The sequence below is a fragment of the Vibrio cyclitrophicus genome, assembly GCA_023206055.1.
Classification (GTDB): Bacteria; Pseudomonadota; Gammaproteobacteria; order Enterobacterales; family Vibrionaceae; genus Vibrio; species Vibrio cyclitrophicus_A.
Genome location: CP065366.1, coordinates 2,108,399 through 2,133,896, shown reverse-complemented (window position 1 = coordinate 2,133,896; position 25,498 = coordinate 2,108,399). Strand labels below are relative to the sequence as shown.

Below are 25,498 nucleotides of genomic sequence, written 5' to 3'. Positions count from 1 at the left end.
ATAAGTGTGCAAAGTCTCACTTTTTCGTAAGTGATTGATTTTTATGGGGTGGGTGTTCTTGTGGTTTGATTTCTCATGTTTTTACCTCAAACCCCAGTAATTTCCTTAATGGATTGGCCATATTCCATCCTATGTCATATATATAATTAACTTAATCAATTAAAATAAGATCACCATCACTTATTTGGATTATTGTACTACAAATAAGGTTTGAGATTTCCTATAGTCCTCGTAACAAATTACAACGGACAAAGGATACACGATGGAACTCAACACGATTATTGTCGGCATTTATTTCCTATTCTTGATTGCGATAGGTTGGATGTTTAGGACATTTACTAGTACCACCAGTGATTACTTCCGCGGGGGCGGTAATATGCTGTGGTGGATGGTTGGTGCAACCGCCTTTATGACCCAGTTTAGTGCATGGACATTCACCGGTGCGGCAGGTAAAGCGTATAACGATGGTTTTGCCGTAGCGGTTATCTTTATCGCCAATGCTTTTGGTTACTTCATGAACTTCGCATACTTCGCACCTAAGTTCCGTCAACTACGTGTAGTGACGGTAATTGAAGCAATCCGTATGCGTTTTGGTGCGACTAACGAACAAGTGTTCACTTGGTCTTCAATGCCAAATAGTGTGGTTTCTGCAGGTGTATGGTTAAACGCATTAGCAATCATCGCTTCTGGTATCTTCGGCTTCGACATGACAGCGACTATCTGGATTACTGGTCTAGTAGTATTAGCTATGTCAGTAACGGGCGGTTCATGGGCAGTTATCGCATCTGATTTTATGCAGATGGTTATCATCATGGCAGTTACGGTTACATGTGCTGTTGTTGCGGTTGTACAAGGCGGCGGTATTGGCGAAATCGTTAATAACTTCCCTGTAGCAGAAGGCGGTTCATTCCTTTCTGGTAACAACATCAACTACCTAAGCATCTTCAGCATCTGGGCATTCTTCATCTTCGTGAAGCAATTCTCTATTACGAACAACATGCTTAACTCTTACCGTTACCTAGCGGCTAAAGACTCAAAGAATGCTAAGAAAGCAGCACTGCTTGCATGTGTGCTAATGCTTTGTGGTGTATTCATTTGGTTCATGCCTTCTTGGTACATCGCTGGTCAAGGTGTCGACCTAGCAGCTGCTTACCCAGAAGCTGGTAAGAAAGCAGGTGACTTTGCATACCTATACTTCGTACAAGAGTACATGCCAGCAGGTATGGTAGGCCTTCTAGTTGCGGCGATGTTTGCAGCGACAATGTCTTCTATGGACTCAGGTCTAAACCGTAACTCAGGTATCTTTGTTAAGAACTTCTACGAAACTATTGTTCGTAAAGGCAACGCAAGTGAGAAAGAGCTAGTAACGGTTTCTAAGATTACTTCTGCAGTCTTCGGTATTGCTATTATCCTTATCGCTCAGTTCATTAACTCGCTTAAAGGTTTGAGCCTGTTCGATACAATGATGTACGTTGGTGCTCTAATCGGCTTCCCAATGACAATCCCTGCATTCTTAGGCTTCTTCATCAAGAAGACTCCAGACTGGGCAGGTTGGGGTACGCTAGTAGTGGGTGGCCTTGTATCTTACTACGTAGGTTTCGTTGTAAACGCTGAAATGGTGTCATCTGTATTCGGTCTTGAAGAGTTAACGAGCCGTGAATGGTCTGATGTTAAAGTTGCGATTGGTCTAATTGGTCACATTACACTAACAGGTGGCTTCTTCATCCTATCGACATTGTTCTACAAACCACTGTCTGAGAAGCGTCAAGCAGACGTTGATAAGTTCTTCGGTAACCTATCTACTCCGTTAGTCGCTGAGTCTGCAGAGCAGAAAGTACTGGATAACAAGCAGCGTGAAATGCTTGGTAAACTGATTGCAGTAGCAGGTGTGGGTATTATGCTAATGGCTCTACTAACTAACCCAATGTGGGGACGTCTAGTCTTCATCTTATGTGGTGTGATTGTTGGTGGTGTTGGTGTGCTACTTGTTAAAGCGGTCGATGACGGCGGCAAGCAAGCGAAAACGGTAACCGAAAGCTAATACATAGAAAACGTTTATAATAGAATGCGACGACTCGAAAGGGCGTCGCATTTTTTTGTTCTGCAAAACGGGAAAACCGTCAGGTGAAAGATATCTGACCTAAATCACGAAAACTGTACAAAGTGGTTCAATAGAATCGAAATGTATTCAATTGTCCTACAATAAGACGTATATTGTTGCTAATTCCTTTCAATCAACTTGAAAAATAAGTGAGTTAGAATGAGCGACCAAAAATCTCTTGATGCAATCAGGAAGATGAAGCTGGAGAATGATACTTCAGCAGGTAATCTTGTAGACCTACTCCCTATCGAAGTACAGAAACGTGACTTCGATCTATCATTCCTAGACAACTTGAGCGAAGCGCGTCCACGTCTTCTTGTTCAAGCTGATCAGTTAGAAGAATTCAAAGCGAAAGTGAAAGCTGATGAAGCTCACTGCATGTTTGATGATTTCTACAACAACTCTACCGTTAAGTTCCTTGAGACTGCTCCTTTTGAAGAGCCTCAAGCGTACCCAGCTGAGACGGTAGGTAAAGCTTCTTTGTGGCGTCCTTACTGGCGTCAAATGTACGTTGATTGCCAAATGGCACTGAACGCGACACGTAACCTAGCAATTGCTGGTGTTGTGAAAGAAGACGAAGCGCTAATTGCTAAAGCAAAAGCTTGGACTCTAAAGCTGTCTACCTACGATCCAGAAGGCGTGACTTCTCGTGGCTATAATGATGAAGCGGCTTTCCGTGTCATTGCAGCGATGGCTTGGGGCTACGACTGGTTACACGGCTACTTCACCGATGAAGAGCGTCAGCAAGTTCAAGATGCTTTGATTGAGCGTCTAGACGAAATCATGCACCACCTAAAAGTGACGGTTGATCTATTGAACAACCCGCTAAACAGCCACGGTGTTCGTTCGATCTCTTCTGCTATTATTCCAACGTGTATCGCGCTTTACCACGATCACCCGAAAGCAGGCGAGTACATCGCATACGCGTTAGAATACTACGCAGTACACTACCCACCATGGGGCGGTGTAGACGGCGGTTGGGCTGAAGGTCCGGATTACTGGAACACACAAACTGCATTCCTAGGTGAAGCATTCGACCTATTGAAAGCATACTGTGGTGTAGACATGTTCAACAAGACATTCTACGAAAACACAGGTGACTTCCCGCTTTACTGTATGCCTGTTCACTCTAAGCGCGCAAGCTTCTGTGACCAGTCTTCAATCGGTGATTTCCCAGGACTAAAACTGGCTTACAACATCAAGCACTACGCGGGTGTTAACCAGAAGCCTGAGTACGTTTGGTACTACAACCAACTGAAAGGCCGTGATACTGAAGCACACACCAAATTCTACAACTTCGGTTGGTGGGACTTCGGTTACGACGATCTTCGTTTCAACTTCCTTTGGGATGCACCTGAAGAGAAAGCACCATCGAATGATCCACTGTTGAAAGTATTCCCAATCACGGGTTGGGCTGCATTCCACAACAAGATGACTGAGCGTGATAACCATATTCACATGGTATTCAAGTGTTCTCCGTTTGGCTCAATCAGCCACTCTCACGGTGACCAAAACGCATTCACGTTGCACGCATTTGGTGAAACGCTAGCGTCAGTAACAGGTTACTACGGTGGTTTCGGTGTAGACATGCACACTAAGTGGCGTCGTCAAACGTTCTCTAAAAACCTTCCACTATTTGGTGGTAAAGGTCAGTACGGCGAGAACAAGAACACAGGCTACGAAAACCACCAAGATCGCTTCTGTATCGAAGCGGGCGGCACTATCTCTGACTTCGACACTGAATCTGATGTGAAGATGGTTGAAGGTGATGCAACGGCATCTTACAAGTACTTCGTTCCTGAAATCGAATCTTACAAGCGTAAGGTCTGGTTTGTTCAAGGTAAAGTATTCGTAATGCAAGACAAGGCAACGCTTTCTGAAGAGAAAGACATGACTTGGCTAATGCATACAACTTTCGCAAACGAAGTGGCAGACAAGTCTTTCACTATCCGTGGCGAAGTTGCGCACCTAGACGTAAATTTCATCAACGAGTCTGCTGATAACATCACGTCAGTTAAGAACGTTGAAGGTTTCGGTGAAGTTGACCCATACGAGTTCAAAGATCTTGAGATCCACCGTCACGTTGAAGTGGAATTCAAGCCATCGAAAGAGCACAACATCCTGACGCTTCTCGTTCCTAATAAGAATGAAGGCGAGCAAGTTGAAGTGTCTCATAAGCTTGAAGGCAACACGCTGTTGCTAAATGTTGACGGTGAAACGGTTTCAATCGAACTGTAATTCGCTGAAGTAACATAAGCTAAATATTAGAAACTCCGAGTGAAAGCTCGGAGTTTTTTTGTTTGGCTAGCTAGCTAGCTAGTTAGTTAAGTTGGTAAATCCATCAGGTTGCAAGAAAACTTAATTGGCCAGAGATAAATAGCTTCTCGATGCCAAGTCAGTGGCTCAAGGGCTGAATTTGGACAAAAGGCCGGGTATGTACTTAGCCACTATGCTGAGTGACATGTGCGGGAGTCGTATACGAGGCCCGCATGTATCGCTCTGTTAGAAGAATAGGGTGACACGCCTGTTTGTTAGAAACGGTTATAACTTACTTTTCCGAGAGCAGTCTAATCACTGGTTAGGTAAGGGAGTACTAAACTATACATAAGTAAAGGCGTAGCTTATTCTTATTAATCGTATGACATTTAACGTACGTTATTTCATCAATAGACAGTTTTTTAAGTGACATATAGTGCCTGTAAGTACAAAGCGTGACCCATATTTTCTCGTAAAGTGAATCCCCGTCACAACTTGCGTCTAACCATCGAATCAATGCCCTAAAACTATTGCGTAACGAGAAAGACGTAGTTATTATAATGAGCATATAATCATACAATACTATATTTGGAGTTTGAACATGACTAAACCTGTAATCGGTTTCATTGGCCTAGGTCTTATGGGCGGCAACATGGTTGAAAACCTGCAAAAGCGCGGCTACCACGTAAACGTAATGGATCTAAGCGCTGAAGCTGTTGCTCGCGTTACAGATCGCGGCAATGCGACTGCATTCACTTCTGCTAAAGAACTAGCTGCTGCAAGTGACATCGTTCAGTTTTGTCTTACAACTTCAGCTGTTGTTGAAAAAATCGTTTACGGCGAAGACGGCGTTCTAGCGGGCATCAAAGAAGGCGCAGTACTAGTAGACTTCGGTACTTCTATCCCTGCTTCTACTAAGAAGATCGGTGCAGCTCTTGCTGAGAAAGGCGCAGGCATGATCGACGCACCTCTAGGTCGTACTCCTGCACACGCTAAAGATGGTCTTCTGAACATCATGGCTGCTGGCGACATGGAAACTTTCAACAAAGTTAAACCTGTTCTTGAAGAGCAAGGCGAAAACGTATTCCACCTAGGTGCTCTAGGTTCTGGTCACGTAACTAAGCTTGTAAACAACTTCATGGGTATGACGACTGTTGCGACTATGTCTCAAGCTTTCGCTGTTGCTCAACGCGCTGGTGTTGATGGCCAACAACTGTTTGACATCATGTCTGCAGGTCCATCTAACTCTCCGTTCATGCAATTCTGTAAGTTCTACGCAGTAGACGGCGAAGAGAAGCTAGGTTTCTCTGTTGCTAACGCTAACAAAGACCTTGGTTACTTCCTTGCTCTTTGTGAAGAGCTAGGTACTGAGTCTCTAATCGCTCAAGGTACTGCAACAAGCCTACAAGCTGCTGTTGACGCAGGCATGGGTAACAACGATGTACCAGTAATCTTCGACTACTTCGCTAAACTAGAGAAGTAATCGACGTACGACCTCGCTTGGGTATTGCCTGTCTTTTTTAGGCGGCGATACCTCAGCGAGGTTCGTTTTTATCTGCCATATTCACTCCCTCGTTAAAATCTTCTACTTCTACTTCTACTTCTACTTCAATTTTTTCAGCTACCTCTAATCAAAACTCTGTTTAACTCTTTTACTGTCTTAATTCTGATTTTTGTTTCTATTTCTATTTCTATATTTATATCTATCTGTAAATTCAAAACCTTCTAGCACCCACTCGTTCACTCATTTTTCCTCGCAAGCTTGAAACTAGCGCGCTTACGCGATTGTGGGTGATGGCTGAACACTACTCGAATACCGGGTCCAAAAATAAAACAAAAAAAAGCCCACACAGCTGGTGACTATGTGGGCGTATTCGGACGAGCCGTCTGAAAAAACCAATGAACAATCTAAGTGAAGTACCGTTTAACGAGATCCCCCGACAGTTTCTACGTTAACCGTGTTCAATGACCTTAAAGCGAGACGCTTCAATTTCCACTTTGAATTGCGCAAAAGCATTCAGAAAGAACTTAAGTTATGATTCAAATACACCTTAACTTAAGGCTTATTGTATTACAAATAAATTTTAAGGTTGAATGCCTTTAGTGAATGGGTTGTTAGTAAAAATGTGACTTAAGGCCCACTTTCCTAGTTAGCGAATCGAAATTGGTATCAATAATTCAAGTAGAAGCATTATCGGCGAAGTTGTAAGGTTAGTATCAAAAAATTCGATCAATTTTAGTAACTTGCTTATTCTTTTCTAATCGAGTTAAAAGTCAAAATTCATAAATGATACCTATGTCACAAGGTGTTTTTAGCCAGTTTTAATATATCAAGATCGCTCACAGAAAGGGTTATCAATTAAACATACAATATTAGCTAAATTGTGGTTGTAGCGATGGATCGACATGGATACGTTACGTTTCACCGTATCTTCGATAATGCAAAATATGACCATTTTACTCGGATGAAAATAATAGACATAGGTTATATGGATAATGAGTTTTATGAATTCAAAATTGTCTCTAGGGTTTAAAGGAAAACTGATTTTAATGGTGGCGCTCGTCAGTTCTAGTGCGTTGGCATTTACGAACTGGTTTACGCTTGACTTGGCAACAGACCAGGTAAACCAAACGATTTATAACGAGATTGACCACTCGCTGACGATAGAAATTAATCAAATAGAAAGTACCGTTCAGCGCACTATCGATACCGTAAATTCAGTCGCTCAAGAGTTCATGAAGTCACCATACCAGGTACCTAATGAAGCGCTTATGCATTACGCCGCCAAGCTCGGTGGCATTGATAAAATTGTAGTGGGTTTTGACGACGGCCGTTCTTACACTTCTCGTCCTTCCGAGTCTTTCCCTAACGGTGTTGGAATCAAAGAAAAATACAACCCAACGACTCGCCCTTGGTATCAACAAGCGAAATTGAAATCGGGTTTATCTTTTAGTGATCTGTTTTTCACTAAGAGTACTCAAGTACCAATGATTGGGGTGACGTATTCATATCAAGATCGCGTAATCATGGCGGACATTCGATTTGATGATTTGGAAACTCAACTCCAACAACTAGATAGCATCTATGAAGCCAAAGGTATCATTGTTGATGAGAGAGGAATGGTTGTCGCATCCACAATAGAAAACGTGCTTCCACAGAGCAATATATCTTCTGCTGACGCGTTAATGAAACTCAACAAGGCCATCGAACGACCAGATCAATTTATTGAAGGTGTGATTGATGGTAATCAGCGAATCTTAATGGCTAAGAAGGTCGATATTGGCAGCCAGAAAGAGTGGTACATGATATCCAGTATCGACCCTGAACTCGCGCTCAATCAGTTGAACGGTGTGATGTCGGATACTCGAATGCTGATTATTGCCTGTGTGTTGGGGTCGGTCATATTGATGATTCTACTCCTGAATCGCTTCTACCGCCCAATTGTGTCACTGCGTAAGATTGTTCATGACCTTTCTCAAGGTAATGGTGACTTGACTCAAAGGCTTGTAGAGAAAGGTAATGACGACTTAGGACACATCGCCAAAGACATAAACTTGTTCATTATTGGCCTGCAAGAGATGGTTAAGGACGTAAAATTCAAGAACTCGGATCTTGATACCAAGGTATTAAGTATTCGAGAAGGCTGCAAAGAAACCAGCGATGTACTGAAAGTTCATACCGATGAAACGGTTCAAGTAGTCTCTGCGATTAATGGCTTGTCTGAAGCATCAAACGAAGTAGAGAAGAGTTCTCAGTCCGCGGCAGAAGCAGCAAGAGAAGCAGCTGTTTTCAGTGATGAGACGAAACAAATTAACACAGTGACCGAAACTTATATCAGTGACCTTGAGAAGCAAGTCTGCACCACCTCTGATGATATTCGCTCTATGGCCAACGAAACACAGAGCATCCAGTCGATAGTGTCTGTGATTGGCGGTATTGCTGAACAAACCAACTTGCTTGCGTTGAATGCATCCATAGAGGCGGCGAGAGCGGGCGAGCATGGTCGAGGTTTTGCCGTGGTGGCTGACGAAGTCCGTGCGCTAGCAAACCGAACTCAAATCAGTACCTCTGAAATAGAAGAGGCGCTATCTGGGTTGCAATCTAAATCGGATGGATTGGTGAAATCGATTGAGTTAACGAAGAGCAATTGCGAGATGACTCGTGCTCAAGTAGTTCAAGCGGTAAACATGCTAGCGAAGCTAACGGAGCAGATGGAAACCGTGAGTCGTTTCAACAACGATATCTCTGGTTCTTCTGTCGAGCAGAATGCACTGATTCAAAGTATCGCTAAGAACATGCATAAGATTGAAAGCTTCGTTGAAGAGCTCAATAAGCTAAGCCAAGATCAACTGACAGAATCCGCTGAAATCAAAACACTGAATGGCAGCGTCAGTGAACTGATGAGCAGTTTTAAAGTTTAAGTGTTTTATGAATAATATTTAAAAATCAATATCTTAAATTTTATTTTTAGTCAAAGAGCCACTCAATAACTTTCGAGTTTAGAGTGGCCTTTCTGTGTTGTTTTTGTCTCTAAACCCTACGTAAAATCTGCTCATATAACTTCATCTGTCGCATCTCACATTCTGACAAATAGACAATTGACATAAAATAGTACAAATATACATTATCACTCTACTCTTATGGATAAGTGAGATAAATGTGAATAAGCCAATCATCATCGTTGCGCTCGCTTCGCTCACATACGGCTGCGGTGGAAGTAGCTCAAGTGACAGTAGTGATCCTTCCGATAGCAATAATCCAGGAACGTCTAATGGCACTGTTGCGCCTTATGATATTGCTAAGTATCAAAGCATCCTCTCTAGTTCTGACCTTCAGGTATCGGATCCTAACGGCACAGAGGGTAACAAAACCTCTGAAGTTAAAGATGGGGATTTCGATGGTTACCTCAGTGATTACTTTTACGCGGATGAAGAGACGGAAAATCTAATCTTCAAAATGGCGAACTATAAGATGCGTTCAGAGGTTCGTGAGGGAGAAAACTTCGATATCAATGAAACTGGTGTAAAGCGAAGTTTGTATGCGGAGATAAGCTTACCTGATATCGAACATGCAATGGCGAGTTCACCTGCCGATCATGATGAAGTGACGTTGTTACAGATACACAACAAGGGCACAGATGAGAGTGGCACAGGTTACATCCCTCATCCGTTACTGCGTGTGGTATGGGAGCAAGAGAGGGATGGTCTTACTGGGCATTATTGGGCAGTCATGAAAAACAATGCGATTGACTGTAGCAGTGCTGCTGACTCTTCGGATTGTTATGCCACCTCATACAATCGCTACGATTTAGGTGAGGCGGAACTGGATAGCTTCAGCAAGTTTGATCTTTCTATTTATGAGAGCACATTGTCGATCAAAGTGAATGACGAAGTAAAAGTGAATCAAGATATCACGTATTGGCAGCACCTATTGAGCTACTTTAAAGCCGGTATCTACAATCAATTCGAAAATGGTGAAGCGACGGCCTACTATCAGGCGCTGAGATACACCAGTACCCAAATCAATGGGTCAAACGATTGGGACATTAATGATTGGAAGCTGACCATTCCGGCAAGTAAAGATACTTGGTATGGAAGCGGTGGTGATAGTGCTGCTGAACTAGAACCGGAACGTTGTGAATCGAGTAAAGATCTTCTTTCGAACGACAGCGATGTGTACCACAGTGGTATTGACCTTTCTTACTTCAATGCAGATGAAGGAAGAATGCACTTTAGAGCGGATATGGGATACGGCACCTCTACGCAAAACTCTAGCTATATTCGTTCTGAGCTTAGAGAGTTGTACCAAAGTAGTACTCAACCAGATTGCAGCACCAGCGATGAAGATACAAGTTGGTATTTGGACGACACCAGAACCAACACAACCAGTCACGAGTTAACCGCAACCCTGCGAATCGAGGACTATCCGAACATTAATACCCAAGACCCGAAAGTGGTGCTTGGGCAAATACACGGTTGGAAAATCAATCAAGCCCTAGTGAAGTTGCTTTGGGAGGGTGAGGGTAAACCAGTACGAGTGATTCTGAACTCAGACTTTGAACGAAACAACCAAGACTGCGGTTATTGTGAACCGTTCAGTGTTGAATTAGGTACTTATTCGGCCAGTGAAGAATGGCGATATACAATACGTGCCAACCAAGACGGTGTGTACTTAGCAACTCATGACTTAGATGGAACCAACACCGTTTCTCATTCAATCCCTTGGGGACAAGACTACACCGACAAAGATGGGGATGCAGTGTCGTTAACATCAGATTGGACATCGACAGATATTGCTTTCTATTTCAAAGCGGGCATCTATCCACAATTTAAACCTGATAGCGACTATGCCGGTGAGGTGTTTGATGTGAGCTTTAGTTCCCTTAGAGCGGCACATTATTGAGTATCCCGGAACTTGAATACCTTCACTAATCCTTGAATAGCTAGAACGGCGACTAAAAAGACCACATTGGTTCCCAACCATGTGGTCTTTTTACGTTCTGGGAGGAAGGAGATCATCACTGGATTTTATCGTTGAAAAGCACGGATTCACAGGGTTCGAAACTCCTCACCTCAACTGGGTTGTTTTGGGTATTGCTAGTCTATTTCGCATTCATTTTTTTTATATATTGTTTTTATCAATAGGAAGTGTGATCCAGTTAAAGTATGGAAAAATCGGAAAGTGTTCCCAGTCTCATTTATTCAATGAAATGTTTTATTTGTATTATAAGATTATGTAATATTTTCATGTTATCGCAAATACTGAGAGGGGAATTGCCTTATAGCTCATGTTTGCAGGTTCTATTTTCACTTATAAATGCTGTCTTTGTATTATAATAACGGATTAAATATGAAACAAATCACTATAAAAACCCTACTCGCTTCTTCTATCTTACTTGCGGTTGGTTGTGCGAGCACGAGCACGCCTACTGCTGATTTTCCAAACAATAAAGAAACCGGTGAAGCTCTCCTGACGCCGGTTGCTATGACGGCTAGCAGCCACGATGGCAACGGCCCTGATCGTCTGTTTGACCAAGATCTTACAACACGTTGGTCCTCAGCGGGTGACGGCGAGTGGGCAATGTTGGACTATGGTTCAGTTCAAGAATTTGACGCTGTTCAAGCATCATTTAGCAAAGGTAACGAGCGTCAATCTAAATTTGATATTCAAGTTAGTGTTGATGGCGAAAGCTGGACAACAGTACTTGAGAACCAAATGAGTTCAGGTAAAGCGATTGGTCTAGAACGTTTCCAGTTTGAGCCAGCTGTTCAAGCGCGTTACGTACGATACGTTGGCCACGGCAACACCAAAAACGGTTGGAACAGTGTGACTGAGTTAGCTGCAGTTAACTGTAGCATTAACGCATGTCCTGCTAGCCATATTATCACTTCAGACGTGGTAGCAGCAGAAGCGGTAATTATCGCGGAAATGAAAGCAGCGGAAAAAGCTCGTAAAGCAGCACGCAAAGACTTACGTTCTGGTAATTTCGGTGTCGCAGCGGTTTACCCTTGTGAGACAACAGTGAAATGCGAAACGCGCACTGCGCTACCTTTACCAACGGGCTTACCTGAGACACCAGTTGCCGGTAATGCACCGAGCGAAAACTTCGATATGACTCACTGGTACCTATCTCAGCCTTTCGATCATGATAAAAATGGCAAGCCTGATGATGTTTCTGAGTGGAACCTTGCAAACGGTTACCAACACCCTGAAATCTTCTACACAGCGGACGATGGCGGCCTAGTATTCAAGGCTTACGTGAAAGGTGTACGTACATCTAAAAACACTAAGTATGCGCGTACAGAGCTTCGTGAAATGATGCGTCGTGGTGACCAATCTATTAGCACTAAGGGTGTTAACAAGAACAACTGGGTATTCTCAAGCGCGCCTGAATCAGATTTAGAAGCGGCAGCGGGTATCGATGGTGTTCTAGAAGCGACGTTGAAAATCGATCACGCAACAACGACAGGTAATGCGAACGAAGTAGGCCGTTTTATCATTGGTCAGATTCACGATCAAAACGATGAGCCAATTCGTCTGTACTACCGTAAACTGCCAAACCAAGCAACGGGTGCAGTTTACTTTGCACACGAAAGCCAAGACGCGACAAAAGAGGATTTTTACCCTCTAGTGGGCGATATGACGGCTGAAGTGGGTGAAGATGGTATCGCGCTAGGCGAAGTGTTCAGCTACCGCATTGACGTTAAAGGCAACACGATGACTGTTAGCTTAATGCGTGAAGGCAAAGATGACGTTGTACAAGTCGTTGATATGAGCGAAAGCGGCTACGACGCAGGTGGTAAGTACATGTACTTCAAAGCGGGTGTTTACAACCAAAACATCAGCGGCGACCTAGACGACTACTCACAAGCGACTTTCTATCAGTTAGACGTATCGCACGATCAGTACAAAAAGTAATCGAGCCGAATAACACTTAATATTTAAGTTATCGCAATAGCCTCCAGCCTCAGGGTTTGGAGGCTTTTTTGTGCCTGTTGTTTGGTTTTAAAGTTATGATTTTATTGATTAAAAGTAGGGGTGTTGGCGAACAGTTACACAGAATTTAGGACATTATCATCAAGCTCATTTAGTATTAAATTTAGTCATTCTAAGTTTCAGTCACTATCAACCCTCAAGCGCCGATCACCATTAACCTCGCTCATGATTAATCTCAGCTATTGGTAGATCAACTTGTCGAGTATTCAAACCCAAATAATGTCGTTATGTTTATCGGAATTATCATAGCTCGAAAACTTTGACTTCGTTCTCAAGGCTTTGCCAATGTACGAACGTATTATTGTGCGCGGTCTACTAATAAGCGTTAGCTCGGCTGACTACTCCCGTACTGTTCTTGAAACGCCACTCTTTGGTTGTTGAGCAAGGCTCCTAGCAATAGCCATAAATAGTGCTCTAACTCGTTCAAAATTAGAAGGGTAGGGTTGGCCATCACTCAATTTGCTCTTATTCTCTATGAAATACATAGGCAGGTTCAAGTCGATAATCAAACGACTCTAACAGCTTAAGGGTATACGCTTTAGCGTTAATTGCTTGCAGGCCGTAAATGCTCTGATTGTAATGGTACGGTGACGCTGAATAATAATTTGTGGGCTGGGTATAGAACTGAGGGTTTTTATCTATATATGATAGATACAGGGCGTTGATAGGGCTAAATAAGTAGGAAGGCAGCGGCCATCCCTTACTTGTGGCATCGGTGCTTATTCAATGATGAAGTAAAGTTCCGCTGAGTCAGAGAGCTTAGTTGAATCGCCAGTCTGCTTTTTATTCTTCAGCTAGGAATAAAAAATCCCTATCAAATATGTTGATAGGGATTTATTTTATCTAGCAATCGAGCCTGGCTTTTCTAGTGAGAACTAGAACAAGTCTGAATCTAGGTTGTCAAAGTAGGTGTATGTCCCTTTTGAACCATTGTCACCAGTATATAGTGCAATAGCGGTCGGGAAACTACCTGCATTTTCAGCCTTTAATCCAGAATAATCTGTGCCATCAATATTTACTGTAACATCATCATTTACCCATTTGATGGTCACATCTACCCATGTGTCTTTTGAGTATGAAGCAAGGTCAACTTGGCTGCCTGTTTCGTCGCGGAATTTAATCATACTAGATGTAAATACAACTTCAGTGAAGCGACCACTAGATGATGCATCGTTATTAGAACCCAAGAAAATGTATGATGCTTTTACATAGCCATCGCTAGGGATGTATACAGATGTAGAAACAGAGCCAGTTTCTGCTGCGCCATTCGCAAAGTCACGACCAACGATAGGTTTGTTATTATCAGTGGTTGAGTCCGCACCATCTTCTATGCGCAAAGAATTAGAGCCCGACTTGGCAAAGTCACTACTGATTACTGCTGTATTTAAAACCCCATCAACACCTTTTGTCTGGTATGCAGAGTTAGCCAAATTAATCTGCGTACCTACAGTATAAGAATCGAAGTTGTCTGTAACTTCGCCCGGCTCAGGGTCTGGATCAGTGCTGTCACCGTCAACAATAACAGTTGCTTCAGCTGTGGCGCTATTATAAGGGTTACCTGATAAAGAGTGACCATTAGGGTAACCATTAAAATCATCTTCAAATACTAACTCGTCAGTAGTCGTGTCGTGTGAGTAAACTTTAAAGTTATCCGCGATCATTTCGAAATGCGTTGTGTTTGAAGTATCACCAAGCTTTAATGATATGACAGTAACTGCAGCTTTATCAAAAGATTCAAAACCGTTTCCATCATTGTCGTATACGTTGTCATTTACCTTGAAACTGTAGTAACCGTCAGCCCAAGTGATTTCAACAGCTAGGTCTTCGCCTAAAGTGTAAGTACCAACAGGCTCATCAGAAATTTGAGGTTTACCATCTTCAACCACCGTAGAACGGTAGAAAATTTCCCCAGCGTTGAAAATGACTTCACCATGCAGGTTGATATTAGATGTACCTGAAGCAAAGAGACTAATGTATGCGTTATTACCTGAGGTGTTTTCTTCTTCTGTCGTATCTTCGTCCACTTGGTAGATTAGATCTACAGTCATTTTCCCTGATGCAATAGTATCTACAGTTGCACCTGTACTACTGTCAGACAATTTTAAACGTAGCTCTCCTGAGTCAGTTTTACTACCATTATGGTTTGTATCTAAAATTTGAACGTAGCCGTTAATACCAACTAGGTCATTGGCGTCAGTGACAGCATCTTGCACGCCTTCGACCTCAGTTTGATCTGAACCAGAGTAATTGATTCCTGAAGAATTATCAGTAACTACCAGAGCGCCCGAATCATCTAGGGTGAAAACACCATCCAAAATTTCAAGAGTGGATGATCCTGTTTCATAGTAAGTAAAAGAGACGGTACCTGCTTCTTCATCATAGTTATTTGTAGATGCACTTGCATCTTTAATTGTGTATGTGCCTAAGTTGTCATCGTCGTCATAGTATTTATGGTTGCCGTCTTCTTGGAAAACATACACATTTGGAAGGTCTGCGTTAGATGACGCAGATATTGAGCTAGAGTTACTATCACTAATTTGCCAGTAACCCGCAGTTAAAGTCGGAGTACCAGGATCGGGAGTAGGTTCCGTTGGGATAGGTAAACCATCACTGTTACAACCAAATAATAAACCTGTCGAAAGGGCGACAGCTGTAGCGACTTTAGAAATTTGCATAAAATATTCTCTTTATGATATTAAATCCATATGTCAACCATATGAGAGATAAGTAATGAATAGTCTTTAAGTATTTATAAGGATGTAACTAACATTAATTAGAACATCCTTTTATTTAAAATAAAGTGCTTAAAATATGCCCCAAAATTTAACAAGAGGAGAGGGGTACTTTAATAAATGACTATTTTCTAATTAGAATGAGTAAGCAACACCAACACGGTATTTTGCTTCGCGGTCTTTAGAGGATGAACTGATATCAGAAGACCAGATCTCAGCAAAAGGTTTCCAAGAGCCGAACTTGTAGTTTACTTTTAAACCAGCATCCCATTCCCAGTCATCACTATTATAAAGAAGTACGTTATCCAGAGATTTTACATAGTTTGCTTCGTAAGAAAGGCCAAGCTTCGGTAGAGATTCAACTTTGTAAGAACCCGTTAGTGTGATTTTTGATTTTTGTGCTGATTCTAAACGCTCACCAGTCTCTGAATCTTTGTCACCAAATTGGTTGTGGTTACGGAAATCAGCATACTCGTGACGGTAACGGATGGCAGTCGTTAAGCCCATGTCTGCTTTGTAGCCAACGCGGAACTGAGGTTTAAATGTAACCTTCTTCATCTTCCAGTCGCCATCGTTAGCATTAGGCTCATCCCAATCCCAAGCAATAGGCATACCCATTTGCAGGTACCAATTGTTATCTATTTTGTATGTCGCAGTGTTATCTATCTCCATACCATAGATGTACCAGTTACCATTATAAAAGCTTCGACTGTTTGCTGATTTAACAGAATCTGAATCTGCATCATAGTAAGAGTCATCCGTGTGGAACTTAAGTTCTAGACCTGTAGAGTGCTTCCACTTATCTGACAGTTTAAAGCTTTCACCTAGCTTAACTCGGTGTTGATGGCGAGCGTCTACGTGAGCAGTATCGCCATTTGTTTTTGTATAATCCGTCGCAGCACGATACTCGTAACGATAATCAAGAGTTGCACCCGTAGCAGTGCCTGCTAAAAGAGTACATGCAACAGCTGCAGCAATTTTTGTAACAGAATTCATACCTTTGTCTCACTATTATTTTTTATTTTGGATACATCCAATGTACCCATGGCTCACAAATCAATACCTTACATGGTATTAAATTAATGTATGACAAATATGATATTAATTACCGGATGAAATTTCTGTGAGATCTATCAAAAACTTCTGAATAATCGCCCAAATATATAGCTAAATGCTATGAATATCCCAATTATCACGCTGTTTTCTAAATCGATAATGACTTAGATCTCATATTTATAAACGTCGTAAGTTAGTTGATATCTATGTGTTAAAATAAGACAAATAATTCAGTTCATAACTATTAATGGCATAAAACTTACATATTTAGTTTATGGGTGTAATCACTTACACGGTAAATTCAAGGTCAGCTATTTCAAAGTTGTCGTTGTGGTTATGTTGGTTAGTTGTTTTTATATTGTTTCTTTTTAGGTCGAATAAATAGTCATTATTACGAATTGGTGTTTGAACGTAGTTTTTATACTGAGAGTGTTGCTTGGTATTTGTTAACAATAAAGGATGAGTCATGTTTAAGAAAAACATATTAGCAGTGGCGTTATTAGCGACTGTGCCAATGGTTACTTTTGCAAATAACGGTGTTTCTGATCCAGTGCCTGCTGATAAGTTTGATATGCGTAATTGGAAAATAACGATTCCTTCGGATATTAATGAAGATGGTCGTGTTGATGAAATAGAAGGGGTCGCTATGATGAGCTACTCACATAGTGATTTCTTCCATCTCGATAAAGACGGTAATCTCGTCTTTGAAGTACAAAACCAAGCGATTACGACGAAAAACTCGAAAAACGCGCGCTCTGAGTTACGCCAGATGCCACGCGGCGCGGATTTCTCAATCGATACGGCCGACAAAGGCAACCAGTGGGCATTATCTAGCCACCCAGATGCAAGCGAGTACAGTGCGGTTGGCGGAACACTGGAAGCAACACTAAAAGTGAATCACGTTGCGATTAATGCTAAGTACCCAGAAAAGTACCCGGCTCACTCGGTAGTTGTTGGTCAGATACACGCGAAGAAACATGATGCTTTGATCAAAGCAAAAACAGGTTACGGCCACGGTAATGAACCACTGAAGATCTTCTACAAGAAGTTTCCGGGCCAAGAAATGGGCTCAGTATTTTGGAACTATGAACGTAACCTAGAGAAGAAAGATCCTAACCGTGCCGACATCGCTTATCCTGTTTGGGGCAACACTTGGGAAAACCCAGCAGAACCAGGTGAAGCGGGGATTGCTCTTGGTGAAGAGTTTAGCTACAAAGTGGAAGTGAAAGGCACCATGATGTACCTGACGTTTGAAACAGAGCGTCACGATACGGTTAAGTATGAAATTGACTTAAGCAAGGGCATTGATGAGCTTGACTCACCAACGGGTTATGCTGAAGATGATTTCTATTATAAAGCGGGCGCATACGGCCAATGCAGCGTGAGCGATTCTCACCCTGTATGGGGCCCTGGTTGTGGCGGCACGGGTGATTTCGCTGTCGATAAAAAGAATGGCGATTACAACAGTGTGACTTTCTCTGCACTTAAGTTGAACGGTAAATAATACCTAGCGTAACCAGTAGGCTAGCTTAAACACAGCCAAATGTTTTCGAAGACCACTTAACCGAATGTTGAGTGGTCTTTTTGTTTTATATGAGCTGGGTATCAGCGGAAGGGATTGAAGCCAACCAATAAAACGTACGGCTAAAAACAATACAACCTTGTCAAAAGACAAGGTTGTAATCAGAAAGAGTAGAAAGATTTTAGAATGACAACTCGATACCGAGTTTAGTCATACATCAACTCTTTAGCTTTGCTGGCATCAAACTCTTTAAGAGATTTGCGTGCCAAGTGACGGAATGGGAAGGCTTTGACTATCTCTTCAAATGGTTGGATAGCAAATGCCCAAAAGATAGAGCCGTCTAAGCCAAAGATAATCAAAGCACACAGTGGGATTGAAATGACCCACTGGCCAGTAAAGTTGATTTTGAAAACGTCAGTGGTTTTACCGAGTGCTCTTAATACGTGACCGTGAACGGTGTTGTAACCACGAACGATTGGCAAAAAGATGTAGAGTGGGGCAATAATAGCCAAAGCTTGATAAGTAGAGGCGTCAAGCTCTGAGTAAATATCGCCAATCACCAAACTTAAACCTGCAAACATCACCGCACAAACCACAGAGATGCCAACTGCAACATCAATACTGGTATCAACGTTTTTGGTCAGGTCATCCATTTTTTTCGAACCGATCGCTTGGCTGATAGTAATCGCTGAGGAATGAGCCCAAGCAGTAATGAATTGAGTGCCGGCACGGATCCACGGCATCACCAAGGTAATCGCCACGTAAGCATTGATATTGAGTTGTGAGTACAACAACTGATAGATCGTCGCACCAATCGAAAGCATGGTCACATTCGCAGCGACAGGGAATATTTCAATAAAGTGACGGCGGATGTTGGTGATGAACTCAGACTTTTCAGTATCCAGCTTCAGTGACACAGACGAATCGTAATGCACACACAGAATCAAATACACAAGACGAACTGTGATGGCGATGACACTACCAAGTGCTGCACCTTGCACGCCAGTGCCTTCAAAGTTTGAGAAACCATAAATGAGCACATAAGAGAGCACGGCGTTGACTGGAAGTTCGATCAAGTAACCTTTAAACGGGACTTTAGTTCTGCCCAGCCCATTAAACAAGGCAATGATCACTTGTGTTAATGCTGTGAAGATCACCAGATATTTTGAGATGTCCAGATAGTGATCAATCTCAAGATGAAGTGTTTTATCGTCGGTTAATGCTTGAATTAAAGGTTGTTCAAAAAAGGTCAGCAGAATCCAAAACATCAATGCGACGCCAACATTGATAAATAGACCCGCCCAAAATGCTTTGGATAGCGAAGAGGTGACACCAGAGCCGACTGCGCGGCTGAGAACAAGTTGCGTACCATTGGCCAACGCCATTTGAATCCCTAGCACAAACGCGATGATGGTCGTGGCAATGCCCATCGCTGCAAGAGGTATTTCACCAAGCGGAGAAACCAATAGTGTGTCGATCATCAACATCGACTGCATCAGTAATGCGTTTAAGGCGAGTGGCCAGGCGAGAGAGAAGTTTTTCCTTACGTACGATTGCGAAGACACAAACAACACCTTATGTGTATAACCGTGAGCTTTCTCAGAGATGACCCGACTTCAAGGTTTAAAGATTAAACACTACGGTATGGATAGTAAAAAATTGGACGCTAAAATGTGACTGACTCGTGTATTGAGATACACGAGTCAGTTGGTCGATCTTGGTTATGCCATGGCGAGTTCAACCCGAGACAGCTTTTGGTTCTCATCGTCTAGCAAAGCTTGAGAAGCAATACGAGCTTGCTTGGCATTTCCTGACATTATCGCGTCGTAAATCGCTTTGTGTTCTTCCAAACAGAAGCGACCGCCTTCAGCTGAATGGTCGATAAATTGCTTGAAAATCGTCGATAAAATGTTAGCAAACGGAATGTAGAACTGATTACCTGTTGATAGGAAAATCGTTTGATGAAACAGGTGATCGTTAGCTGTCCACTCTTCATAATCAAAGCTGTTTGCTGCAATGGTCATCTTTTGAAAAAGAATTGAAAGCTCTTTGCGCTGCTCGACAGTTGCGTTGGTTGCGGCCAGTGCGCACGCTTCCGGGTCAATCGCTTTTCTTAAGCCTAAGAATTGAGACAAGAAAGGCTTGGTATCTTCTAAGTCTTGAATCCAATATAGCAATTGCGGATCTAAGAAGTGCCACTGCGTTCTTGGTTTGATTCGAGTGCCCACTTTCGGCTTTGACTCGATCAATCCTTTTGCCGAAAGTAACTTGGTTGATTCTCGAAGGGCAGTTCTGCTCACGCCAAAGATATCGCACAACTCCATTTCGCTGGGTAACTTTTGATTTTCTTCTAACTCGCCTGACAAGATCTTGCGAGCAATTTGCCTCGCCACTTGAACATGAATTCGGCGGCTTGAATCTTCCACCAATGTAAATATTGACATTTAAACCACCTGAAATTGAAACTTTAAAAACAAAAAAAACCAGACGAATCTGGCGTTTGATGTCAGTGTATACGTCGAATTTAGTGTGAGGTTTTCCTCATCTACTAGGGTCTGTTGACTTTATATAGTGTGGCGAACTTAAATTGCTGAGTGAGCTTATACAAACCAGCTAACTAAGGTGTAATTTGTCCGCCGTTAACATCTAGGATTTGACCTGTGATGTAACCGCTGCAAGCGTGCGATGCAAAGAAAGCAAATGAAGGGGCAACTTCATCAATATCACCAAAGCGTCCCATTGGGATGTTGCTAGCAATGTTTGATTTCAGCTCGTCGCTTTTACCATCGTGAAATGCAGTATCGATAGTGCCCGGAGAAACAATGTTGAAACGGATATTGTCTTTCGCAAACTCTTTCACCCAGTTACGGTGAATGTCGTGTAACCACGCTTTTGAAGCTGCATAGATGCCAGCCCCCACACCGCCACCTTCGCGAGCAGCAATCGAACCCGTGCTGATAACACACGATGTTTGCCCCGACTCAACAGCAGAAGCGCGTAAGTGAGGGATAGAGAACTTGGTTGTCATTAGTGCAGAACGAACATTAAGGTTCATTACGCGCTCATAAAATTCATCATCGATATTTTCTAGGTTGGCGCGACCACCAAGGCCACCTGCGTTGTTGATCAATACATCCATGCCACCAAAATGGTCAGTGAACTCTTTGACCAACCTTTCGCACTCTAATGTGTCCATTAGGTTTGCGGGAAAAAATGCAACATCGCCACCCAGTGCAGTGAGTTCCGTAATAACGTCATCGACTTTCGGGCTAAAAGCACGACTATTGATGCCAATCTTTGCACCGTACTTAGCAAAAATACGTGCGGTAGCTAAGCCCATACCAGCGGTCGAGCCAGTAATTAGAATGCGTTTGCCTTTTAAATCGTTAAACATCAGAGTCGCCTATATTGTAGATTATTTGCGTTAATAAATCATACAATAACACTTGCTATATTCAAGGATGTTCATCTCAAAACCGATCATTAACGACAGAAATAGTGAGAGTAAGAGTGGTTTTGTGAGTTCACGCATACTCAAAAAGTGTAAATAAGAACTATTTGTATGAATTAATGAGCTCATAGGGTTTTATGTGCTTAATAGGTGTTGGGTGAGTGAAATATTGCTCTAGAGCATATCAGGAGTGACCTCACGTTATTCTTATACTAAGTTGGTGCAGATATAAATCAGTGCTATAGTCCGGGTTAAATAATACATATCTAATAAGTAAGTAGACACATGGCTGGCTCTTTCAATTCTATTTCAGGCTCTAAGCGAAGCCTTCATGTGCAAGTTGCACGTGAAATCGCCCGTGGTATTTTGTCGGGCAATTTGCCTCAAGGTTCTATTATCCCTGGTGAAATGGCTCTGTGTGAGCAATTTGGTATCAGTAGAACAGCATTAAGAGAAGCCGTTAAGCTTCTGACTTCAAAAGGCCTATTAGAATCTCGCCCCAAGATTGGTACTCGCGTTGTTGACCGTGCGTACTGGAACTTCTTAGATCCACAATTGATTGAATGGATGGACGGTTTGGCCGACACAGACCAATTCTGTCATCAGTTTTTGGGGTTACGCCGAGCGATTGAACCAGAAGCGTGTGCTTTAGCCGCTCAGTTCGCGAGTGCAGAACAACGCATTGAACTATCAGGTATTTTCCAACAAATGGTAGAAATCTCTAACGAAGAAACTCTTGATCAAGAACGTTGGTTAGATATTGATATGAAATTCCATAGTTTGATCTTCAATGCAACAGGTAACGACTTCTACCTTCCATTTGGTAACATCTTAACCACGATGTTTGTTAACTTTATTTCTCACTCTTCTGAAGAGGGAAGTACTTGTATTAACGAACACCGCCAGATTTATGAAGCAATTATGGCAGGTAATAGTGACAAAGCGCGCCATGCGTCAGCAAGTCACTTATTGGAAACAAACCACAGGCTACCAGCCGCTAGCTAATTGTTTTTATTGTTATTTTAGCTTTGATAGTTTTGCATTATTGACGAGAGGTAATTCTCGTAAAACCCGGGTCGTCAAATTTAAAATTACGGTTATATAAAGCTAACTTAAACAGTGATCTCTAAAAAGCACGCTTCATACGTGCTTTTTTTGCATCCAAATTTGATGAAAACCTGATTGATGTCCAATATTTAATCTATTATTTGCTGTTTCGTTAAAAGCACTAGTAACCAGTATTTTAAATTATATAATAATACTAATTAAATTATTGTGAGTGTGATTATGCCCCAGTCTCTACTGCCAAATATTCTTCAATTCATAGGTCAAATCGACCCATTCGATAAGATCCCTAAAGAAGCGCTTCGTGAGCTTGCCTCTAATGTTCAGATCACTTACCTCGGCAAAGGGGATGTGGTTGATCTGTGTGAGTCGGGTAAAGAGAAGTCGCTCTATATCATTCGAACGGGCTCGATGGAGCAACGAAAATCGGACGGTGTGCTCCGCGCACGTTTAGGCAGTGAAGATTTGTTCGGCTTTACGTTTTTAGATTCTGAAGTCAACGACGAAAAGGGCTATAGAGCTGTCGCAATCGAGAACACCTTGCTTTATGTGATTCCACACTCGGCACTTCAAACGCTTTTCAAAGCCTTTCCAAGTTGCGCTGAACACTTTGCTTCACAGGCGCAGGTTCGCTTAAAATCAGCTCTGGACGTGGTCTGGTCAAATAAAGAGAAAGGCTTGTTCATTCGTAAGGTTGAGGAAGTGGCCAGCGGGCAGGTGGCGATTGTTAAGTCTGAGCAAAGCATCCAATCAGTTGCGGTTGAAATGCTTCATCAACGCTCGCCATGTGCTGTGATCTATGAAGGTGAAACCATTGTTGGTTTGATCACCGACCGAGACATGACCAAGCGAGTGATCGCCCATGGTGTCAGTACTGATAGCCTGATCTCTGAGGTAATGACGCACTCTCCACTTACGGTTAAACCGGATGATTTAGTGCTGCATGCTGCGTCTATCATGATGCAATTCAATATCCGTAACTTGCCAGTTGTGAAAGAGAATAAAGTCGTTGGTCTTCTTACTACGTCTCATTTGGTTCAAAACCACCGTGTTCAAGCGATTTTCTTGATTGAGAAGATTAAATACGCGGGCAGCGTGAAAACTATGTCTTCTTTCACTTCAGAGCGCCAAGCTATTTTTGAAGCGCTGGTGGAAGGCAAGGTTGCCCCTGAAACCGTTGGCAAAGTAATGACCATGATTATGGACGCCTACACTCGCCGGTTGATTCAGATAGCGATTGATAAGTTAGGTCCACCGCCGTGTGATTTCTCTTGGATCGTAGCGGGATCGCACGCGCGTAACGAAGTCCACATGTTGTCGGATCAAGACAGCGCGATTGTACTGGCCGACGATGCAACAGACAGTGACCGTATTTACTTCAAACACTTAGCTATGATGGTGACCAACGGCTTAGCAAGCTGTCACTACCCATTATGTCCAGGCAAATTTATGGCCGCGACGCCAAAATGGTGTCAGCCACTCAGCGTTTGGAAGCATTACTACAAGAAGTGGGTAGCTAACCCAGAGTACGAACGCTTGCTTAACATTAGTGTGTTCCTAGAAATTCGTACTATCTATGGCAACAGTGAGTACGAAGGCATTCTTCGTGATGAATTGCATAGTAATATTCGCGGTAACCGTGAGTTTTTAAGCACGCTAGTGAAAGACGCGGTCAATACCAACCCACCACTTGGCATCTTTAATAGTTTGGTACTAGAGAAGTCAGGTGAGAATAAGAAAACGTTGAACGTGAAGAAGTACGCGATCAACTTGATTATCGACTTAGCACGTATTTATGGCCTTGCTGTGGAGTGCGACTTGTCGGCGACTGACGAACGTTTCGCAGCTGCCAATGAAAAAGGCATGCTGAGCGACGACGCATTCAAGAACATTCTGGGTGCTTATCAGTTCATTCTCTCTTTCCGTTTTGGTCATCAACTTGAAGCGTTGAAGAACGGGGATGTGCCTGACAACAACATCAACCCAGATAGCTTTGGTAGCTTTGAGCGTAAACACTTGAAAGATGCCTTTAGGATCATTGCCGACCTTCAAGAAGCAGCGAAGATTCGTTTCGGAGCACGTTAATGAAAGCCTTGTTAAACTATTTTCACCCGCTTGAACGAATTAAACGTAAGCGTAAGCAATATCTGGGTACGGTTAAGTTGCCAGAAGCGTTACATGATCTCGTTGAACAACCTTGCCCTGAGATGACGGACTTGGCCAAAGACAGCGAATACATCGTTTTAGATCTTGAAACCACAGGCTTAGACAGCGAACAAGACCTTATCTTATCTATGGGTTGGGTCAATGTGGTTAAGGGGAGAATCGACTTGGCGTCAGCCAAGCATATCTATCTTAATAACGATTCGCAGATCAATGCTGAAACGGCTGTCATTAACCATATTACGCCGCAAATGTTGGAAGAGGGCGCGTCTATTCATGATGCGATGCTGACTTTTTTCGAAGCAGCAAAAGGCAAGATCATTGTCGCGCACGCTTGTGTGGTCGAAGAGAAGTTTATTAGCCAATATCTTCTTCGTTGTTACGGTTTAAGAGCGATTCCTTTGCTTTGGCTTGATACCTTGTGTATCGAAAAGAGTATGGAGAAAGCAATCAGTAACCATGAAGAGGTGGACTTAACTCTAGCGGGCACGCGACACAGGTATGGGCTTCCCGAGTATAACAGCCATAACGCCCTAGCGGATGCTGTGTCAACTGCAGAATTACTTTTAGCTCAGCAGAAGCGAGTGGTCCCGAACAATGATGTGACTGTTGCCTTTCTCTATCGGATCAGCCACTAGGGAAAGGGGTTCAAGTA

The 25,498-nt window shown here is 42.7% G+C and carries 15 protein-coding genes; 10 read left to right on the top strand and 5 right to left on the bottom strand.

The window, feature by feature from the left end:
• Nucleotides 1–262 precede the first annotated feature (262 nt).
• The 6 genes from ITG09_09510 (at nucleotide 263) to ITG09_09485 (ending at nucleotide 12,776) form a co-directional block, all read left to right on the top strand.
• Entirely contained in the window at nucleotides 263–2,041 is a 1,779-nt protein-coding gene (locus ITG09_09510) for a transporter (protein ID UPR50953.1), read from the top strand.
• Nucleotides 2,042–2,260: 219 nt separating this feature from the next.
• Nucleotides 2,261–4,339, top strand: a complete 2,079-nt coding sequence (locus ITG09_09505) for a DUF4962 domain-containing protein (GenBank protein UPR50952.1) — start codon at nucleotides 2,261–2,263, stop codon at nucleotides 4,337–4,339.
• Nucleotides 4,340–4,958: 619 nt separating this feature from the next.
• On the top strand, nucleotides 4,959–5,840 hold the full coding sequence (locus ITG09_09500) for an NAD(P)-dependent oxidoreductase (protein UPR50951.1): 882 nt from the start codon (nucleotides 4,959–4,961) through the stop codon (nucleotides 5,838–5,840).
• A 1,067-nt stretch (nucleotides 5,841–6,907) separates the two neighbouring features.
• On the top strand, nucleotides 6,908–8,779 hold the full coding sequence (locus ITG09_09495) for a methyl-accepting chemotaxis protein (GenBank protein UPR53621.1): 1,872 nt from the start codon (nucleotides 6,908–6,910) through the stop codon (nucleotides 8,777–8,779).
• A 238-nt stretch (nucleotides 8,780–9,017) separates the two neighbouring features.
• Nucleotides 9,018–10,760 carry a polysaccharide lyase family 7 protein gene (locus ITG09_09490; GenBank protein UPR50950.1) on the top strand — a complete coding sequence of 581 codons (1,743 nt, stop codon included), beginning with the start codon at nucleotides 9,018–9,020 and terminating at the stop codon, nucleotides 10,758–10,760.
• A 447-nt stretch (nucleotides 10,761–11,207) separates the two neighbouring features.
• Nucleotides 11,208–12,776: a polysaccharide lyase family 7 protein gene (locus ITG09_09485; protein ID UPR50949.1), complete on the top strand. Its 1,569-nt coding sequence runs from the start codon at nucleotides 11,208–11,210 to the stop codon at nucleotides 12,774–12,776.
• 953 nt (nucleotides 12,777–13,729) lie between these two features.
• On the opposite strand, the gene ITG09_09480 is transcribed toward ITG09_09485, so the two are convergent.
• Nucleotides 13,730–15,529: a hypothetical protein gene (locus ITG09_09480; GenBank protein UPR50948.1), complete on the bottom strand. Its 1,800-nt coding sequence runs from the start codon at nucleotides 15,527–15,529 to the stop codon at nucleotides 13,730–13,732.
• A gap of 192 nt (nucleotides 15,530–15,721) precedes the next feature.
• A complete protein-coding gene (locus ITG09_09475) occupies nucleotides 15,722–16,582 on the bottom strand; it encodes a porin (GenBank protein UPR50947.1) in 861 nt (286 codons plus the stop codon).
• 526 nt (nucleotides 16,583–17,108) lie between these two features.
• Here ITG09_09475 and ITG09_09470 point away from each other — a divergent pair.
• Nucleotides 17,109–18,146, top strand: a complete 1,038-nt coding sequence (locus tag ITG09_09470) for a polysaccharide lyase family 7 protein (protein ID UPR50946.1) — start codon at nucleotides 17,109–17,111, stop codon at nucleotides 18,144–18,146.
• 224 nt (nucleotides 18,147–18,370) lie between these two features.
• On the opposite strand, the gene ITG09_09465 is transcribed toward ITG09_09470, so the two are convergent.
• The 3 genes from ITG09_09465 to ITG09_09455 all read right to left on the bottom strand — a co-directional run bounded on the left by ITG09_09465 (nucleotide 18,371) and on the right by ITG09_09455 (nucleotide 21,558).
• Nucleotides 18,371–19,738, bottom strand: coding sequence for a polysaccharide biosynthesis C-terminal domain-containing protein (locus ITG09_09465; protein UPR50945.1), 1,368 nt, complete (start codon nucleotides 19,736–19,738; stop codon nucleotides 18,371–18,373).
• Nucleotides 19,739–19,885: 147 nt separating this feature from the next.
• A complete protein-coding gene (locus ITG09_09460) occupies nucleotides 19,886–20,608 on the bottom strand; it encodes a FadR family transcriptional regulator (GenBank protein UPR50944.1) in 723 nt (240 codons plus the stop codon).
• A gap of 173 nt (nucleotides 20,609–20,781) precedes the next feature.
• Entirely contained in the window at nucleotides 20,782–21,558 is a 777-nt protein-coding gene (locus tag ITG09_09455) for an SDR family oxidoreductase (GenBank protein UPR50943.1), read from the bottom strand.
• A gap of 342 nt (nucleotides 21,559–21,900) precedes the next feature.
• Between ITG09_09455 and ITG09_09450 the strand changes: the two genes are divergently transcribed.
• From ITG09_09450 to ITG09_09440, 3 genes are all read left to right on the top strand, one after another.
• Nucleotides 21,901–22,620, top strand: coding sequence for a FadR family transcriptional regulator (locus tag ITG09_09450; GenBank protein UPR50942.1), 720 nt, complete (start codon nucleotides 21,901–21,903; stop codon nucleotides 22,618–22,620).
• A 282-nt stretch (nucleotides 22,621–22,902) separates the two neighbouring features.
• Complete coding sequence (locus ITG09_09445; GenBank protein UPR50941.1) at nucleotides 22,903–24,765, top strand: CBS domain-containing protein; 1,863 nt, start codon at nucleotides 22,903–22,905, stop codon at nucleotides 24,763–24,765.
• Complete coding sequence (locus ITG09_09440) at nucleotides 24,765–25,481, top strand: 3'-5' exonuclease (GenBank protein ID UPR50940.1); 717 nt, start codon at nucleotides 24,765–24,767, stop codon at nucleotides 25,479–25,481. Before ITG09_09445 ends, ITG09_09440 begins: the two co-directional genes overlap by 1 nt.
• Nucleotides 25,482–25,498: the final 17 nt, after the last annotated feature.